The sequence below is a fragment of the Bacillus cereus ATCC 14579 genome, from assembly GCF_000007825.1.
Taxonomy (GTDB): Bacteria; Bacillota; Bacilli; order Bacillales; family Bacillaceae_G; genus Bacillus_A; species Bacillus_A cereus.
Genome location: NC_004722.1, coordinates 3,725,550 through 3,744,245, shown reverse-complemented (window position 1 = coordinate 3,744,245; position 18,696 = coordinate 3,725,550). Strand labels below are relative to the sequence as shown.

Sequence of the window (18,696 nt, the reverse complement as noted above, 5' to 3'; positions counted from 1 at the left end):
TTTTATGTACAAAAATATAGGGTAGTCTTATTTACTTAGAAAATTCAGAATGATAAAATAATATATAAATCGTTGTATGAAAATGGCAAGTTCATTGCTTATGAAATGTAAGATAATAAAGGGCCTCTTTATTGTTAAAATTGGCGAAATACATCATACTATGGTAATGTTTATAGGGATAAAGCAATATGCTTTTTGGTAGGACAACAAGAAATGATAAAAAGGGAATGTCTATTTGCGTGGGGAAGACTTCATTCTTATGAATGATTAGATTGATTACTCAAGTTTCAAAGGACAAGTTATCTCTCAAGCTATCTAACCATTTTTGAGGTGAGTCTAGGCGCATTAAAATGGACTATAGAGTATGTATAGTTAAGGGTGAAAGGAGATTACCAATGAACGAGCAACAACGATTAGCAAGTCAACAAGCAAATTCCTCTACGAAAAAAGAAGAGAAAGATTATAGTAAATACTTTGAAAGTGTATATCAACCACCTTCCTTAAAGGATGCGAAAAAGCGCGGGAAAGAAGAAGTTAAAATTGAACGGGATTTTGGCTTACCTGAAGAGTTTCGCAATTTTGGTACAGGAAGAAAGTTCTATATTCGTACATATGGTTGTCAAATGAATGAGCATGATACGGAAGTAATGGCAGGCATTTTCACCGCACTTGGATATGAACCAACTTTTTCAACTGAGGATGCAGATGTAGTTTTATTAAACACTTGTGCAATTCGTGAAAATGCTGAAAATAAGGTGTTTGGTGAGCTAGGCCATTTAAAGTCACTCAAACGAAGAAATCCAGACTTTTTAATTGGTGTATGTGGTTGTATGTCTCAAGAGGAATCTGTTGTAAATAAAATTATGCAAAAAAATCAGCATGTAGATATGGTATTTGGAACGCATAATATTCATAGATTACCGTACATTCTAAAAGATGCGATGTTCTCGAAAGAGACGGTAGTTGAAGTATGGTCAAAAGAAGGTGACGTAATTGAAAACCTTCCGAAAGTACGTCGTGGTGATATTAAAGCTTGGGTAAATATTATGTATGGCTGTGATAAATTCTGTACGTATTGTATTGTACCGTATACACGCGGAAAAGAGCGAAGTAGACGTCCAGAAGATATTATCCAAGAGATTCGTCATTTAGCTGCAAATGGTTATAAAGAAATTACTTTACTTGGTCAAAACGTAAATGCATATGGTAAAGACTTTGAAGATATAGAATACGGTCTTGGCGATTTAATGGACGAACTTCGTAAAGTTGATATTGCCCGTATTCGTTTTACAACGAGCCATCCACGTGATTTCGATGATCACTTAATTGAAGTGCTTGGCAAAGGTGGCAACCTAGTAGAACATATCCATTTACCAGTTCAATCTGGAAGTACGGATATGCTGAAAATTATGGCACGTAAATATTCGCGTGAGCATTATTTAGAACTTGTAAGAAAAATTAAAGAAGCAATTCCAGATGCAGTATTAACAACAGATATTATCGTTGGTTTTCCAAATGAAACAGATGAGCAATTTGAAGAAACGATGTCGTTATATCGTGAAGTAGGGTTTGATACTGCCTTTACATTCATTTACTCTCCTCGCGAAGGTACACCAGCTGCAAAAATGAAAGATAATGTACCGATGGAAGTAAAGAAAGAACGTCTTCAACGCTTAAATACACTAGTAAATACGTTGGCAATTGAAAAGAATAGTCGTTACAAAGGTCAAATTGTAGAAGTGTTAGTTGATGGGGAAAGTAAAAATAATCCGGAAGTACTTGCAGGTTATACTCGTACGAATAAACTTGTAAACTTCGTCGCTTCAAAATCTTTAATTGGTCAGCTTGTGAAAGTAAAAATAACGGAAGCAAAAACTTGGTCTCTTAACGGGGAATTAGTTGAAGAGCCGATTGAGGTGAAATAATAGATGAAAGTATATTCGAAAGATGACATTGTTGAACAAGCGAAAGAATTAGCAAAAATGATTTCTGAAACAGAAGAAGTTGATTTTTTTAAGAAAGCAGAGGCGCAAATTCATAAAAATGAAAATGTAAAGCGCGCAATCGATGAAATTAAAGCACTGCAAAAACAAGCAGTAAACTTGCAACATTACGGGAAATGGGAAGCTTTAAAAAAGGTAGAAGCTGAAATTGATGCATTGCAAGATAAGTTAGACAGTATTCCAGTCGTACAACAATTTAAATCTTCACAAACATACGTAAATGACTTATTACAGTTAGTTGCTAGTACAATTTCTAACAACGTAACAGATGAAATATTAATTTCAACTGGTGGCGATGTACTAAAGGGTGAAACTGGCGCAGCAGTAGAAAGTAAAAAAGGAAATTGTGGTTGTTAAAGAGATGTCATATTGACATCTCTTTTTTTGTGGATTAAACGTAAGGTCTTCTCAAAAAAAAGAATGACACATTCCGCTATTGTCACGCATATGATTAAGTGAATAGTGATTGAGGAGGGTTACGAATGTCCGAATTTAGAGAGATTATTACAAAAGCAGTGGTTGGAAAAGGACGTAAGTATACAAAGTCAACGCATACATGTGAATCGAATAATGAGCCAACAAGTATTTTAGGGTGCTGGGTAATTAACCACTCGTACGAAGCAAGAAAGAATGGAAAACATGTGGAAATTGAAGGTTTCTATGATGTGAACACTTGGTATTCATTTGATGGAAATACAAAGACTGAAGTTGTAACAGAACGTGTGAACTACACGGACGAAGTAAGTATTGGTTATCGTGATAAAAACTTTTCTGGTGACGATTTAGAAATTATTGCTCGTGTTATTCAGCCGCCAAATTGTTTAGAAGCACTTGTATCACCAAATGGTAATAAAATTGTTGTAACTGTAGAACGTGAATTTGTAACAGAAGTAGTTGGAGAAACGAAAATTTGTGTAAGTGTAAATCCTGAAGGTTGCGTAGAATCAGATGATGATTTCCAAATTGCTGATGATGAATTTGAAGAATTAGATCCGAACTTTATCGTTGATGCAGAAGAAGAGTAATAGAAAGCTAGGGAGAAGTTCTTCCTAGCTTTTTACTTTACATAAGTGGCGCTGAATGAACATGATTCTTTATGAAATATGTTATAATGAAGAAAGACTCCTGAAATAGGAGATAAGAGTGTCCGTGAAATGCGACATATATGAAAATAGATTATCATGTAAGAATTATGGAGGAAAAGTATGACTCAATATACGCCTATGATACAGCAATATTTAAAGGTTAAGGCAGATTATCAAGATGCCTTTTTATTTTTTCGCTTAGGCGATTTTTATGAAATGTTCTTTGAGGATGCTGTTAAAGCAGCCCATGAACTTGAAATTACATTAACGAGCCGAGATGGTGGTAGTAGTGAACGTATACCAATGTGCGGTGTACCATATCATGCGGCTAAAAACTATATTGAACAACTTGTTGAAAAAGGATATAAAGTAGCTGTTTGTGAGCAAGTAGAAGATCCGAAAACAGCTAAAGGTGTAGTACGTCGTGAAGTAGTACAATTAATTACGCCAGGAACGATGATGGAAGGGCGTACAATTGATGAGAAAGAAAACAACTTCTTAGCCGCATTAACACATTTTGAAGATGGATCATATGCATTAGCTTGTAACGACTTAACGACTGGACAAAATACAGTAACGTTACTGACTGGTTCAGTAGAAGATATTTTATTAGAAGTGTATGCAACTGGTTCGAAAGAAATTGTTGTTGATTCTTCATTTTCTAAAGATGAACTAAACAAGTTAACTGAAACATTGAAAATGACGATTTCGTATGAAGATGCAACGGCAATTCCGGAAGGATTAGAACATCTTGTGAAAAATGTTTCACAAGCAAAATTAATTAAAGCAGTTGGACGTTTATTTAACTATGTAATAAGAACGCAAAAACGTTCTTTAGATCATTTGCAACCAGTAGAAATTTATTATACGAATCAATTTATGAAAATTGATGTACATTCAAAGCGAAACTTAGAACTGACAGAAACACTTCGGACGAAAGAAAAAACAGGATCACTATTATGGTTATTGGACAAGACGAAAACAGCTATGGGTGGTCGTATGTTAAAACAGTGGATGGAACGTCCACTTATACAGAAAGAAAGAATTGAAGAGCGTTTAGAAATGGTTGAAACGTTTGTAAATGATTACTTCTTACGTGAAGATTTAAAAGAAAAGTTAAAAGAAGTATATGATTTAGAACGCTTAGCAGGAAAAGTTGCATTTGGTAACGTAAATGCAAGAGACTTATTACAATTAAGACGTTCATTACTTCAAGTGCCAGCTATTTTAGAAGCAATTAGTTTGTTAGATAACGCTTATGCATCGAGATTAATTCAAGGTGCAGATCCATGTGAAAGCTTAACAGAATTACTAGGAAGAAGTATTCAAGAAAACCCACCGCTTTCAATTAAAGATGGAGATATTATTAAAGATGGTTATAATGACAAGCTTGATCAATATCGTTACGTGAGTAAAAACGGGAAAACGTGGATTGCTGAGCTTGAAAAAAGAGAACGTGATATTACTGGAATTAAATCGTTAAAAATCGGATACAACCGTATTTTCGGTTACTACATTGAAGTAACGAAAGCGAATCTTGCAGCACTTCCAGAAGGTCGCTATGAACGTAAACAGACGCTTGCTAATGCTGAACGTTTCATTACAGATGAACTGAAAGAAAAAGAAACGTTAATTTTAGAAGCAGAAGAAAAAATTGTACAACTAGAATACGATTTATTTACAGCGCTTCGTGAAGAAGTAAAAGTATTTATTCCGAAATTACAACATTTAGCAAAAGTAATTAGTGAATTAGACGTACTGCAAAGTTTTGCGACAGTTAGTGAAGAAGAACAGTTTGTAAAACTTGTACTAACAACGAAGCGTGAAATCTTTATTAAAGATGGTCGTCATCCTGTCGTTGAAAAAGTATTGAACGGGAAATTGTATGTACCGAATGATTGTATTATGCCAGAGAAGATGGATGTCTTTTTAATTACAGGACCGAACATGTCTGGTAAAAGTACGTATATGAGACAATTAGCACTTGTAACTGTTATGTCGCAAATCGGTTGTTTCGTACCAGCAACAGAAGCAGTATTACCTGTATTTGATCAAATCTTTACGAGAATTGGTGCAGCGGATGATTTAATATCAGGTCAAAGTACATTTATGGTCGAAATGTTAGAAGCGAAAAATGCAATTGCAAACGCATCAGAAAGAAGTTTAATTTTATTCGATGAAATTGGACGAGGTACATCTACCTATGATGGTATGGCACTTGCACAAGCAATCATTGAACATATTCATGACCAAATTGGTGCAAAAACGTTATTCTCTACGCATTATCATGAATTGACTGTGTTAGAAGAGAGTTTAGATCAACTGAAAAATGTACACGTTTCAGCAATTGAAGAGAATGGAAAAGTAGTATTCCTTCATAAAATTCAAGACGGGGCAGCTGATAAAAGTTACGGAATTCACGTTGCGCAACTTGCAGAGCTTCCAGATAGCTTAATCGCCCGCGCGAAAGAAGTGTTAGCACAGCTAGAAGGACAGGAAGAAATTATTATTCCAAAACGAGTAGAAGTGAAAGTACAAGAAGCTGCTCCAGAACCTGTAGTTGTAAAAGAGGAAATAGCAGAAATACAGGAAACGAAAGTAGAGACTGAAGAAGAATCGCAATTATCTTTCTTTGGAGGAGAACAGTCTTCGAAGAAACAAGACAAACCTCTGCTAGATCAAAAAGAAACAGCAGTATTGGCGCAAATTAAAAAAATCGATTTACTTGATATGACACCTTTAGAAGCGATGAACGAATTGTATCGCTTACAGAAAAAGTTAAAGAAAGGATGAGTAAGTAGATGGGGAAAATTCGCAAACTCGATGACCAACTCTCTAACTTAATTGCGGCAGGGGAAGTAGTAGAGCGCCCTGCTTCAGTCGTAAAAGAACTTGTGGAAAATTCTATCGATGCGAATAGTACATCTATTGAAATCCACTTAGAAGAAGCTGGGTTATCGAAAATTCGTATCATTGATAACGGTGATGGTATTGCAGAAGAAGACTGTATCGTCGCTTTTGAACGCCATGCGACGAGTAAAATTAAAGATGAAAACGATCTGTTTCGCATAAGAACACTCGGTTTCCGCGGTGAGGCATTGCCGAGTATTGCCTCTGTTAGTGAATTAGAATTAATTACTAGCACAGGTGATGCGCCTGGTACACACCTCATAATTAAAGGTGGAGACATTATAAAACAAGAGAAAACTGCGAGCCGAAAAGGAACAGATATTACAGTACAAAACTTATTCTTTAATACACCAGCGCGTCTTAAATATATGAAAACCATTCATACGGAGCTCGGGAATATTACAGATATCGTGTATCGTATTGCAATGTCACATCCAGAAGTATCTTTAAAACTGTTTCATAATGAAAAGAAATTGCTTCATACATCAGGTAACGGTGATGTAAGACAAGTACTTGCATCGATTTACAGTATTCAAGTTGCGAAGAAGCTTGTTCCAATTGAAGCTGAATCTTTAGACTTTACAATTAAAGGCTATGTAACATTACCAGAAGTAACGAGAGCATCTCGTAATTATATGTCAACGATCGTAAATGGTCGTTACGTTCGAAACTTTGTACTAATGAAAGCAATTCAGCAAGGCTACCATACATTACTGCCAGTTGGCCGGTATCCAATTGGCTTCTTATCGATTGAAATGGATCCAATGCTAGTTGACGTTAACGTACATCCAGCGAAGTTAGAGGTTCGTTTTAGTAAAGAACAAGAATTGCTAAAGCTGATCGAAGAAACATTGCAAGCTGCATTTAAAAAAATACAGCTCATTCCAGATGCAGGCGTAACAACGAAGAAAAAAGAAAAAGACGAAAGTGTGCAAGAACAGTTCCAGTTTGAGCATGCGAAGCCGAAAGAACCATCTATGCCGGACATTGTTTTACCAACTGGCATGGATGCAAAACAAGAAGAACCGCAGGCTGTGAAACAGCCACCACAACTGTGGCAACCGCCGAAACAAGAATGGCAACCACCACAGTCGCTCATAAGAGAAGAACAAAGTTGGCAACCATCCACTAAACCGATAATCGAAGAACCAATTCAAGAAGAGAAATCGTGGGACAGTAATGAAGAGGATTTTGAACTAGAGGAATTAGAAGAAGAAGTTCGGGAAATAAAAGAGATTGAAATGAACGGGAATGACTTACCACCGCTTTATCCAATTGGACAAATGCATGGAACATATATTTTCGCTCAAAATGATAAAGGCTTATATATGATTGACCAGCATGCCGCGCAGGAACGTATTAATTATGAATACTTCCGTGATAAAGTAGGAAGGGTAGCGCAAGAAGTACAAGAGTTACTTGTACCGTACCGTATTGATCTATCTCTTACTGAATTTTTACGTGTCGAAGAACAGTTAGAAGAACTAAAAAAAGTTGGGCTATTTTTAGAACAATTCGGCCATCAATCCTTTATCGTCCGCTCGCATCCAACATGGTTCCCGAAAGGACAAGAAACAGAAATTATCGATGAAATGATGGAGCAAGTTGTCAAACTAAAAAAAGTGGATATTAAAAAATTACGTGAAGAAGCAGCCATCATGATGAGCTGTAAAGCATCCATTAAAGCGAATCAATATTTAACGAACGATCAAATATTTGCCTTACTGGAAGAATTACGTACAACAACAAACCCATACACATGCCCACACGGAAGACCGATTCTTGTGCATCATTCTACTTATGAGTTGGAGAAGATGTTTAAGAGGGTTATGTAGAGTGAATAAATTATATTTCAAAAGGGAGCAACATTTACTGTTGCTCCCTTTTCATATGTAGATTTAATAGTTAAACGAGAATATGGTGGAGTAATTTTACCGTTTATTTCTTGGTTGTGTTAGCTTAAATTTATCTATGTATAAAAAAGCGCTGTATACAGCACTTTTTAAAATGTGCATGAATTGTATCATTACTAACTAAATAACTATGCATGGTTGAATGTTGCTTCTTATTTAGCTAATTGTCATAAGGATCTATACAATTACTTATTTTTATTATTATTAATTTTTTCAGTGTATAGAACTTGCTCTTTATAGTGCTTCTTAATTGGGAAGTTATGTGTACCTGTGCCGTTCTTGAATTTTTTATCAATGGGGTTCTTTAGAGGAACTGTTGTAGTTTCAGTAAATTCATATGGGTAATTTATTTTAGATTTATCTTCAAACATGAAAATGCCTCCTTTTAGGATCTCCTAAATTCTTTACTATAACATGATATGCATATAGATATTTTTTGGACTAGTTATTTATATAGGTTAATGGAATTTAATTACATAACTACTGAAACATTTTAAAGGAAAACAATTTGAGAAAGAAATGGTATGAATAGCTGTTGGCTCCTATTGTTGTTTTTTTTGTTTGACAGCACAGTTAATTATGTATATAAATTCAATATAGATTGTTTTTATAATATGGTTTATATGGGGTTTTCTTGATAATATAATGTGGAATATTATAGTGTTATTAGGTTATTAGGAACATTTAATGCTGTTTCATAACTGAAAGGTAATTGAAAAAAAACTGAAACTTTTCTCATAAAAATTCAATCTAACTTGAAAAATGAAAGGAAAATGAAATTTTCCAAAAGATATTCTTTGTTAAGATAAAAAGCATACATACAAAAAGTATTGACATATCTTAAAAATGTATTTTCAAGATATAGTGGGGGAAAAGATGAGATTAGAAAAACAATTAATAAAAAAGATGTATTATGAAACATTCCTAATGGAGAATGAAACAAAACCAACTCTTGACGTACTTGGACAAGCTTATGTAAACGAAGAAAAAAATGAGATTTCTGATGGGTCTTATATTCGTTTTGCACAAGGTGAATTTTATTATCGTCATCAAGATTTTGAAGCAGCTATTTTTAAATGGGAGAAGGTTAGTAATGAATTAGCACCATGGGCACAAAAAAATATTGCGGATGCTTATTTCGAACTGAATCAGTTATCATTTGCTGAAAATATTTATACTTCTATTACTACTGATAATAAAATATTGATGACCGAAATTAGACTACAATTACTTTCTCTTTACATTGAGCAAAATAATTTTGACTCAGCTTTCGGTGTTATTAAAGAAGCAGTTTCTTTAAATCCTGATTATCCGAATGTCACAAAAATTGCCCGTTCCTTTTATGAGGAACAGCAAGATTTTGATAGTGCAGTAGAGCTTGCTGTGAATGAGTTAATTCGCATAGAATCGTATCCTTGGTTTGAGGTGTTAAAAGGATATATCGATAAAGGGTTTACTAAACATATTTCACCAGACTATTTTTATGATGCATTAGCTACATTAAATAATGTAGATCAAGTACAATTTACGCAAATGGTTTCATCACTCTGGAACAGTTATAAAAATGAAAAAAATTACTTATTGTGGCTTAACACAATAAATGAATTTTTCTTACATATTGAAATACATTCGTCCGATATATGGAACAAAGTTTCTGCTCTTTACGAAGAAACGTACTTTGCATTAATTCAAGGTCAATATACGCTTAGACAATTAAACGATATCATACCAAATCTGTTAGCAAATTGGTTAAAGGTAGTCAATCCATCTTATGCTGTATTTCCATCTGCAGCTGTATTGGCATGGGATGAGATTTTCCCTTCTAAAATAGATTCAGCAAATATAGAACATGCGGAAAACTTACTGTCACATTCTATTAATCATGTAAATGGCTTAGAGTACAGCTTACACCTTTTTGAATCTATTACACAGTGGGCACAAAAGCAGAATATAGAAATAGGTCACCGATTTAAATGGTTAGTTGACGAGCTCGCAGATTTAAGAACAAATCGTATTTTAGTAACGGGAACTTCAGGGAACGGAAAAACTACATTTATTAACTCTATATTAGGAGAAAATATATTAGAAAAATCAATTTCAAATGTAGTAGTTTTAAAAAATGATGCTCATATAGAAATAAACGCTATAACAGACTCAGCAATTACAACAACGGAAGATGTCTCTGATTACCATAATATGATGTCTCAGCACCATCAAACATATAGAGATAGAGCGTGTGTTGAATTTAAATTACCATGCAGATTTTTAAATGAAAATAAACTTACATTTGTAGTGACACCTGGCTTTAATAGGAATAACGACACTAGAGATGAGATATTCGAATATTTAAATTCTGTAGACGAATTACTGTTCGTATTGAATGCGGATTCACCTTTTACTGATAAAGAACGTGACATTCTATTAAGTATTCAAGAACATACGCCAAATTTACAAATTCATTTCTTATTAAATAAAATCGATAACATTTACAGTGAAGCAGAAGTGAAAAGGGTATTACATGATACGGCAACGAGAATAAACACATATTTCCCGTATGCGAGAATTTTCCCTTATTCCTCGTTATATACAAGTAGTCAACAATTAAATGATTTAACTGAGTTTATTCATTTTAACTTTAATCATAAAAATATCGATGCAGAACGTACTGAAAAGTTATTATTTTTCATTCGAAAAACAATTACATATCTTTTGGATAAACGTGTTGAGAAAGAAAATAATCTGGTAGATGCTATTAATTGGAATGAAGATATGCTAGTGAAACTAAACGGTAGCATTAATAACCTTACTACATTTGAGAGGGAAAAAATTCATTTCATTACACAATCATATCGTTCAATGAAGACTGAAATTACAAATGATCTTACTGAAAATATTCCGAAGATATTAAAGAGCTGTTCTAATTTAATTAGTGAAGAAAGTGATTTCGGGCACATGGATACGGAACTAAATAAAGCAATGAATGAAAGAGTGCATAAATATTTAGAACAAACTGTGTTACCTAATCTGGCTCTTTCTATGCAAAATTGGATTGCAACTTCTAATAATGAGCTTCTTCAAAGTCAAACGTATTTAGAAGAACTTAGTGAAGGGCTTAATTCACTATTTGGAGAAAATAGAATACAGTTAGAATGTGACTTTAAAGTGCTTGATGACTGGCGCAGAGATACTGACAGGATGACGACTAGAATACAAATGGATGAAGTAAATATTTTACGTCGATTTACGCCAGCACAATTTTTACTGAAAAGTGCCGGTAAATTGTTTGGAGTTCTTCCTAAAAATAAATCTATGCTATATAACAAATACAAACAGTATGTAGAAAATGAAGATTATACTGAAGTAACGGCTTCTATTATGAAGAAATTTTTCTTGCAATTTGAGCTGTTTGAAAACACACAAGAGCGAGATATTAATATATTCTTTAGGAATCCATTTAACTCTTTAAAGCAAGCTGTAGAAAACACGCATTTAGAAATACAAGAAAAACAAGAGATATTACATAAGATGAAATCAAATCCTGAAATCTATCATGATTCTATCATGCTCTTTGAATTGAGATTGCGTCAATGTGAAGTAATTTTAAATATAGGTAATGATAATACCTATACGGATGTAGCTTTAGAAACAAGCGTAGAATAAAAGTAAAAGGGAGCAACTGTAATAAGTTGCTCCTTTTTCATATATAGATTATTTTTCTGTTTCTTTAATTTTAGTTTGTACTTCGCCAGTTTTAATTTTATTGCTTTCTGAGAAGCGTAATAAATCGCCTTCAATAATTTTGTCAGACATTCGTAATTCATTTTGGGCACGTTTAATGAGGGCTTGAGCTTCTTTTTTTGGTAAATCTACAATTTCACCTGTTATACGGTCGTAGAAAGTGTTGTTTTTGTATGCATACTTATCTGTAACGAAGCTACCATCACGTAAAACAACAAAGCCAGTATATTCATCTGAAAACATATCATGGCCAAAACGAATATCATTCGTAGAATCAACACCTAATAAATTTAGAATAGTAGGTTTCATATCGATTTGTCCAGTAGGCTTTGAAATAGTTTGACCTTCTGTTTGTCCAGGAATATGAATATATAAAGGTGTACGTTGTAAATTTAAAGTATCAAATTCTGTTATTTGATCTTTTTCTAAAAACTGTGCCATTGCACGATTATGTTTTTCGGAAATACCATAATGATCACCGTATAACACAATAATAGAATCATCGTAAAGCCCCTCGGCCTTTAGACGTTCAATAAATTTTTTAATTGATTCGTCTAAGTAACGTGCTGTTACGATGTAACGATCAAATACGCCATTACCAGAGTTGTATGGTTCAATGAATTTTGTATCTTCATCATACGTAAATGGATAATGGTTTGTTAAAGTAAGGAAACGAGCATAGAATGGTTGATTAACAGTTTTTAATATATCTACTGATTGATCAAAGTATTCGATATCTTTTAATCCCCAATTTAAATTTGTTTCTGGTGTAATTTTGTAATCAAGCTCATTATAGTAACGATCATAACCAAGAGCAGAGTACATGATATTACGATTCCAAAATGTTGCGTTATTAGCATGGAATACAGAAGTGAAATAACCTTGCTGACGTAAAATTTCTGGAGTTGCAGTATAATCATTGTTACCGTGTGTAAAGAATACAGCTCCTCGATTTAATGGATACAACGACGTATCGATTAGAAATTCAGAATCAGATGTTTTCCCTTGACCAGTTTGATGGAAAAAGTTATCAAAGTAATAACTTTCATTTATGAATTCATTTAGGAATGGTGTAACTTCTTGCCCGTTCACTGATGCGCCTATTAAGAAGGTCTGCAAGGATTCAAGAGTGACGACAATTACGTTTTTTCCTTTCGCTGCACCAAACATATTAGGGTTTGGCTCGCTTTGATTTGCTTTTACGTAGTTTTCAGTTTCTTGTAATTTACTACTATCAGCAAGTGCTTTTTGTGACCCAGCTTTTACTTGCAGTGTTAAGTCATATACTTGGTGAGTATATAAGCCTAAATTTTTGACAAGCGTGACTCGGTCGAATGATCTTGTTAATAATTCAAGGCGCTCTTTTTCTGCAAGATGTAGATTCGCAAAGAATACACCAATCGTTAAAAGAAAGTATAACAAGCGCGTAGAATGAGTTACACGTTCTGTTTTAAAGACCAATGATTTCTTTTTTAATAAAATAAAGAAGAAAACAATGTCTACGAATGCGAGTATAATTTTGTAGTTTAATATTTCTATAATACTGCCGCCTAATTGGCCGAAGTTTGAGGTTTGTCCAAGTACTGGTAATGTAACGAAATCACTATAAAAATCATAGAACATTACATTTCCAACAAGCACGATTGTTAATAAGAAATTAATACAGAGCGCTATATAATTTCGCTTTTCACCAGTTGCAAATAATGCTAATCCAACAAATGCTAATGATGCGGCTAGAGGGCTAATAAACAAAATGAGCTCTTGCGTTGAAGACTCGATTTTTAAATCAAAACTGAATCGCGTAATAAGATATGTTTTTAACCATACCGCTAAAGCCATTATTATAACAAAACTTATATTTTGCATTTGTAAATTTATTTTGTTCTTCATTTTTACACCTTCTTTATATAATTTATTTAACTAAAGTTATATATTATGTTTTTATAACTATTAGAGTGTAATGAACCATTTAGACTTTGTTTTCTAAAGGGAATAATTTGAAGTATTCATATATATACAATGGGGATTTTTAAAGCGTAGTAGCATAAATATAACTCTTTTTGAGAAACGGGCAGAACAAGTCATAGTTGTAGTGAAATTGACTTATAGACATCCTACCATATTAAACACTATGATGATGTTACAAAATATCGAACAAATAAAAGTGAAAATGGATAGAGACTTTTAAAACTGTTGACATTCAATTTATTAGAATTGAATGTCAATCGTTTTAAATATACAGTTATATTACATATGTATTTTGTAAAATCCCGATTTTTTGTCGGTTAATTATTAGCAGGGAAGGATAGGGGGTTTATTAATATAATTTTACTATATGTAAGTAAAGTGTTTTGAAATTGAAAATATTTGACTGACATTTTAATGATAGAAATTAAATGTCAGATAAGTACTTTCCAACATACAGACCACTTGCAGCTGCTTGAGATAATGAATGCGTAACGCCTGAACAATCTCCAATTAAAAATAGCCCATGTATACTAGTTTCAAAATGATTATTAATTTTTATCGTAGGAGCATAGAACTTTCCATCAATTCCATATAGTAAAGTATGTTGATCAATAGGTTCTTGTATAAATTGTTCTAAACGTAATAAAAATTCTTTGAGCCCTTCAATATATAATTGAGGAATTTCTTGATTCAAATCTCCATAATCCCCCTGTAGTGTAGGCTGTATACGGCTATGTTCCATGCTGTTTTCCGCCGTAGGTTGTTTCTTTAGTAAGTCCTCTAAGCGCTGTATAACAATCCGATCTCGTCCTTGGTTAATGCCTTTAATAATTGAACTTGCGTATACATTTGCTTCTTTGAGAGTTGGAAAATAGCTAGGAATAAATAAAGTGAAATTTAAATTAGAAGTGCCAGTTCCTTGCTCTCGAAAATTTTGACCGTCAGGCATAACTAAACCTTCTTCGTACTTTCGAATGATGCGTCCTTTTGGATTCATACAGTAAGTAGTTGCTGTGAAATGCTCACCTTGATAAGAAAGTTTTGTTTCAAAAGTATCTTTTAATATAGAACGTAATTGATGTTCTTTCATTTCTACTCTAATTCCTAAATCTACACGTGTTTGCTCCTGAGAAATATTTAGGGAACTGCACATTTCTTTTAACCAATCGGCCCCAGAGCGCCCAGTTGCAAATACTAGTTGCTTAGTTTGAACTGTTCCTTGATTTGTATCTATTGTAAAATGATCTTCCTGTTTCAGAATATGTTGTACATCTATATGAAATTGAATCTTTATTTTCGTCAGTAAAAATTCATAGAGCTGCTGAAAAATGTTACTGGAAAGTGTAGTACCAAGATGTCTTACTTCTGTTGTTAGCATTTGTAAACCACACGCTTCAGCTCTCTTAGTGAGACTTGAATTTTCAGTAGAATATTTTGAAACCGAACTTCCACCAAACTGACATAGAATTTCATCTACTTCAGCCATGAGTTGTAAAAAACCCTCTTTACCGACTTTTTTCTCAAGTTCTCCGCCAAATCCGTTTGTATAATTAAATTTCCCTTCAGATTTGCCTAAACCACCAAACCCGAAATATTTATCACATGTAGTACAATTACACACTTTTCCTTCGTCTAAAGGACAATGGCGATCTTCTAGCGCTTTACCTTTATCAAGAATTAAAACTTTTTTGTTACTTTTAGCTAGTGAATAAGCCATAAAAATGCTACTTACTCCAGCGCCGATAATCGTAACATCATACATATTCTTCCACCTGCTAACGAATAGTTTGTTTTTTATTTTTCTAGTGTATAACAATTTTATGAAGTTAAGAAATAGCTTTTATTAATAAAGTGGGAGTTTTTGAACTTGATGCTTTATTAATTTCTACGAGTGGTGGAGTAAATACAAAAATTTTTATTTGAAAGAAGAAACAGTTTAAAAAATAACTATGTCATATGATTAATAACATCTTACATAGAAAAAAACAGACCTTTTAAGTGAAGAGGTCTGTTAATGATTTTAAATCTTATTTAGCAAACACATGATTACCAATTACTGCTACTGTTTGACGTGTCGTAATCCACTTGTCCGTTGATGTTTTTGGATTGTAGAAATAAATCCAGTCTGAATCTACTCCATTTGTGGAGATAGCCTCTTCTACAGCCATTTTTGCTTCTGCACTTGCAGGTTGATTAATTCTTCCATCTGTAACAGGAGTAAATGCATATCCGTATTTAATAGGTTCATAAATAACGCCTGTTATTGTATTTGGAAAACCTTTTGCATTTACACGATTTAGTATAACTTTGGCTACTGCTACTTTTCCTTTATAGGATTCGCCACCTGCTTCAGCGGTAACTAAGCGTGCCATTAAGTCTTTTTCTTTTTGTGAAATACTTGAGTTGATTTTTAAATGTTGTCCTGTATAAAGCTTGTTTCCGACTGTATTGTTCATTTGTTTTATAGATTGGACAGTGACATTGTAACGCTTTGCTATCGTTTCTAATGAATCTCCCGGTTGTACTTGATAAATAATTTGTTCAGAAATGTTCGCAGACTTGGCATTTTGAGGAACAGTGATTTCATTTGATTTCACGGACCCTGGAATATGTAACTGTTCGCCCAATAAAGGTTTTATCGTTTCCTTTATTATTAGCCTGTTTAATGGATTGTATTGAAACTCCGTATTGTTTACTAATGCCCCAAAGTGTATCGTTCTTTTTTACTGTATGAATGGTAGAAGCTTCAGCTGTACTTTGACTACATACAAATGTAATTGCGGCCGCAGATAAAGGAATTATATGTTTTATTTTTAGTAATTTCATTGTAAATCCTCCTAAGAAAAAATTAAGGTGAAACGATTAAGTAATGTAGTTTGAAATGTGTATATGCGTAATATATTAATGTAAGTATATTAGCACATATAAAATAAATAATCACTATAAGTTTCATATTCGTTTAGTGTAGAGTCAGAATATGAAATATTGCATATGAAAATACATTGAAGTTCATATTTCTGATTACTATAATCTATTTAGTAGAAAGGGAATACGTTATAGAATTAATCATTATAGATTAATATAATGATTAATAATTATTAATAGGAGGATTGATGTAATGAAAATATTTCAAAAAATGTGTGCGTCAACTGTAATCATTACAACACTTTTAGGAACAGGAGGCACTATCAATAGTGTATATGCTGATTCTATAGAACAGCAGAGTAAATTAGGGATAGAACAAGAAACAGATAAGCAAATCATTGTAAAATTTAAAGCGGATTTGGATTTGCCATATGAAGATGGTATTGAAAAGCAAATACAATCTCAAACGAATGATAAAATAATAAAAGATCTTTTGACAGAATATCCAGATGTAACATTTACTCGTTTATTCACATCTGTAAGCCCGGAACAAATACAAAACCTTGAAGTGAAAGCACCTAATCATGTATCTACAAGTCTATTAAACTACTATATTCTTCAAAATCAAAATAGTGGGTATGAAGAAGAAATAGTAGATAAGTTAAAGGCATCTTCTTTAATAGAAGATGCGTATATGAAGAAACAAGAGAAAATAATGCCACCTGAAGTGCAATCATCAAGTGTAGCTCTTAATCCTAATAACAATCCTAGATTTAAAAAACAAGGTTATCTTGAAGCAGCCCCATACGGTATTAATGCGCCTTTCGCCTGGGGAATTCAAGGCGGTAATGGAAATGGTATTACTTTTGTTGATATGGAATACGGATGGCTATTAAATCATGAGGATTTATTACATCAAAATATTGAATTAATGTCTGGAAGAAATATAGATCAGCATGTCGGTCATGGGACGTCTGTACTAGGAATTGTATCCTCTGAGGACAATGAAGTCGGGAATATTGGGATTGCGCCAAAAGCGAAAGCAAAGGTTATCTCTCAAATAAGAGATAACGGACAGTATAATACGGCTGATGCAATATTAAGCGCTGTAAATCAGCTAGAAGCTGGGGATGTTTTATTATTAGAGGCGCAAGCATCCTTTGATGGATATGGTGATAAATATTTACCTGTTGAAGTACAACCAGATATTTTTGATGCAATTCGTGCTGGTACAGATAAAGGGATTGTAATTATAGAGGCTGGAGCAAATGGGTGGAATGATTTAGACCAGTTCAAAGATAGAAAAGGTAAGCAAGTCTTAAATCGTAATAGTAAAGATTTTAAAGATTCGGGTGCAATTATGGTAGGCGCTGGCTCTTCATCTTTCCCTCATGAACGTATGTGGTTTTCGAATTATGGAAGCCGTATTGATGTGTACGGATGGGGAGAAAATGTAGATACAACTACAGCTGAACAAAGTAGAAGTGCTGTAAATCTATATACTTCAAGCTTTAGCGGAACATCTAGTGCCTCGCCAATTATTGCTGGGGCAGCGACTTTAGTACAAAGCATTGCTAAAGAAAATTTAGGACAACCATATAGACCTAGTGAACTAAGAGCAATATTAAGCAACCAGAGCACAGGAACAAAATCTAAAGATCCATATGCAGATAAAATTGGTGTTTTACCAGATTTGAAGTCTATACTAGTAAACTTAGGCTATGAACAAAGAAAACCAAACGGTGGGAATGAATTACAAGTAACAGAAAATGAACCAAATAATGAGCCTAGACAGGCAAATAAAGTTAACTTTCATACACCGGTGAAAGGAATGCTACATAATAGTGATAGAGTAGATGTATTTACTTTCCAAATTGACTCGCCGGAAAATATTAATATTTCTCTACTAAATGAACAAAATATCGGAATGACATGGGTACTTCATCATGAATCAGATTTAAATAACTATGTAGCATATGGTGAAAATGAAGGCAATGTAGTTAAAGGAACTTATAATGCAAAGCCAGGTAAATATTATTTATACGTCTATAAATATGAGAATACAGATGGTTCATACGTATTGAACATAAAATAAGTAAAAGGAACTTCAGATGAAGTTCCTTTAAATTTTTCTAATTTAGTATATGTGAATGATTTTTTAACTTTACTTCTATGCAATATTTCATATTGATGAAATGTTATTTATTTTTTCTG

The 18,696-nt window shown here is 33.4% G+C and carries 10 protein-coding genes and 1 pseudogene; 7 read left to right on the top strand and 4 right to left on the bottom strand.

All coding sequences use genetic code 11. The annotated features are described in order from the left end of the window. Positions 1 to 395 precede the first annotated feature (395 nt). From miaB to mutL, 5 genes are all read left to right on the top strand, one after another. Positions 396 to 1,925: a tRNA (N6-isopentenyl adenosine(37)-C2)-methylthiotransferase MiaB gene (gene miaB, locus BC_RS18805; protein ID WP_001005381.1), complete on the top strand. Its 1,530-nt coding sequence runs from the start codon at positions 396 to 398 to the stop codon at positions 1,923 to 1,925. A 3-nt stretch (positions 1,926 to 1,928) separates the two neighbouring features. Then, on the top strand, positions 1,929 to 2,360 hold the full coding sequence (locus BC_RS18800; RefSeq protein ID WP_000870461.1) for a RicAFT regulatory complex protein RicA family protein: 432 nt from the start codon (positions 1,929 to 1,931) through the stop codon (positions 2,358 to 2,360). Positions 2,361 to 2,485: 125 nt separating this feature from the next. After that, the gene (gene cotE, locus BC_RS18795) at positions 2,486 to 3,028 is read left to right on the top strand and encodes an outer spore coat protein CotE (protein ID WP_001288799.1); all 543 of its coding nucleotides are present in this window, start codon (positions 2,486 to 2,488) and stop codon (positions 3,026 to 3,028) included. A 180-nt stretch (positions 3,029 to 3,208) separates the two neighbouring features. Continuing rightward, a complete protein-coding gene (gene mutS, locus BC_RS18790) occupies positions 3,209 to 5,881 on the top strand; it encodes a DNA mismatch repair protein MutS (RefSeq protein ID WP_000196020.1) in 2,673 nt (890 codons plus the stop codon). 8 nt (positions 5,882 to 5,889) lie between these two features. Then, on the top strand, positions 5,890 to 7,833 hold the full coding sequence (gene mutL / locus BC_RS18785) for a DNA mismatch repair endonuclease MutL (RefSeq protein ID WP_000516465.1): 1,944 nt from the start codon (positions 5,890 to 5,892) through the stop codon (positions 7,831 to 7,833). Positions 7,834 to 8,096: 263 nt separating this feature from the next. On the opposite strand, the gene BC_RS18780 is transcribed toward mutL, so the two are convergent. Next, complete coding sequence (locus BC_RS18780; protein ID WP_000461138.1) at positions 8,097 to 8,282, bottom strand: hypothetical protein; 186 nt, start codon at positions 8,280 to 8,282, stop codon at positions 8,097 to 8,099. 505 nt (positions 8,283 to 8,787) lie between these two features. Here BC_RS18780 and BC_RS18775 point away from each other — a divergent pair. Then, positions 8,788 to 11,571, top strand: a complete 2,784-nt coding sequence (locus tag BC_RS18775) for a dynamin family protein (protein WP_001235309.1) — start codon at positions 8,788 to 8,790, stop codon at positions 11,569 to 11,571. 48 nt (positions 11,572 to 11,619) lie between these two features. Here the strand turns inward: BC_RS18775 and BC_RS18770 are convergent, their stop codons facing one another. From BC_RS18770 to BC_RS18760, 3 genes and pseudogenes are all read right to left on the bottom strand, one after another. Beyond that, positions 11,620 to 13,539, bottom strand: coding sequence for an LTA synthase family protein (locus BC_RS18770; protein ID WP_000791025.1), 1,920 nt, complete (start codon positions 13,537 to 13,539; stop codon positions 11,620 to 11,622). A gap of 502 nt (positions 13,540 to 14,041) precedes the next feature. Beyond that, positions 14,042 to 15,379 carry an NAD(P)/FAD-dependent oxidoreductase gene (locus BC_RS18765; protein WP_000272405.1) on the bottom strand — a complete coding sequence of 446 codons (1,338 nt, stop codon included), beginning with the start codon at positions 15,377 to 15,379 and terminating at the stop codon, positions 14,042 to 14,044. Between the two features lie 265 nt (positions 15,380 to 15,644). Then, positions 15,645 to 16,443 (bottom strand): annotated as a pseudogene (locus BC_RS18760) (cell wall hydrolase). Between the two features lie 292 nt (positions 16,444 to 16,735). On the opposite strand from BC_RS18760, the gene BC_RS18755 reads away from it, so the two are divergent. Further along, the gene (locus BC_RS18755) at positions 16,736 to 18,577 is read left to right on the top strand and encodes a S8 family peptidase (protein ID WP_000689195.1); all 1,842 of its coding nucleotides are present in this window, start codon (positions 16,736 to 16,738) and stop codon (positions 18,575 to 18,577) included. The last annotated feature ends 119 nt before the right edge of the window (positions 18,578 to 18,696 follow it).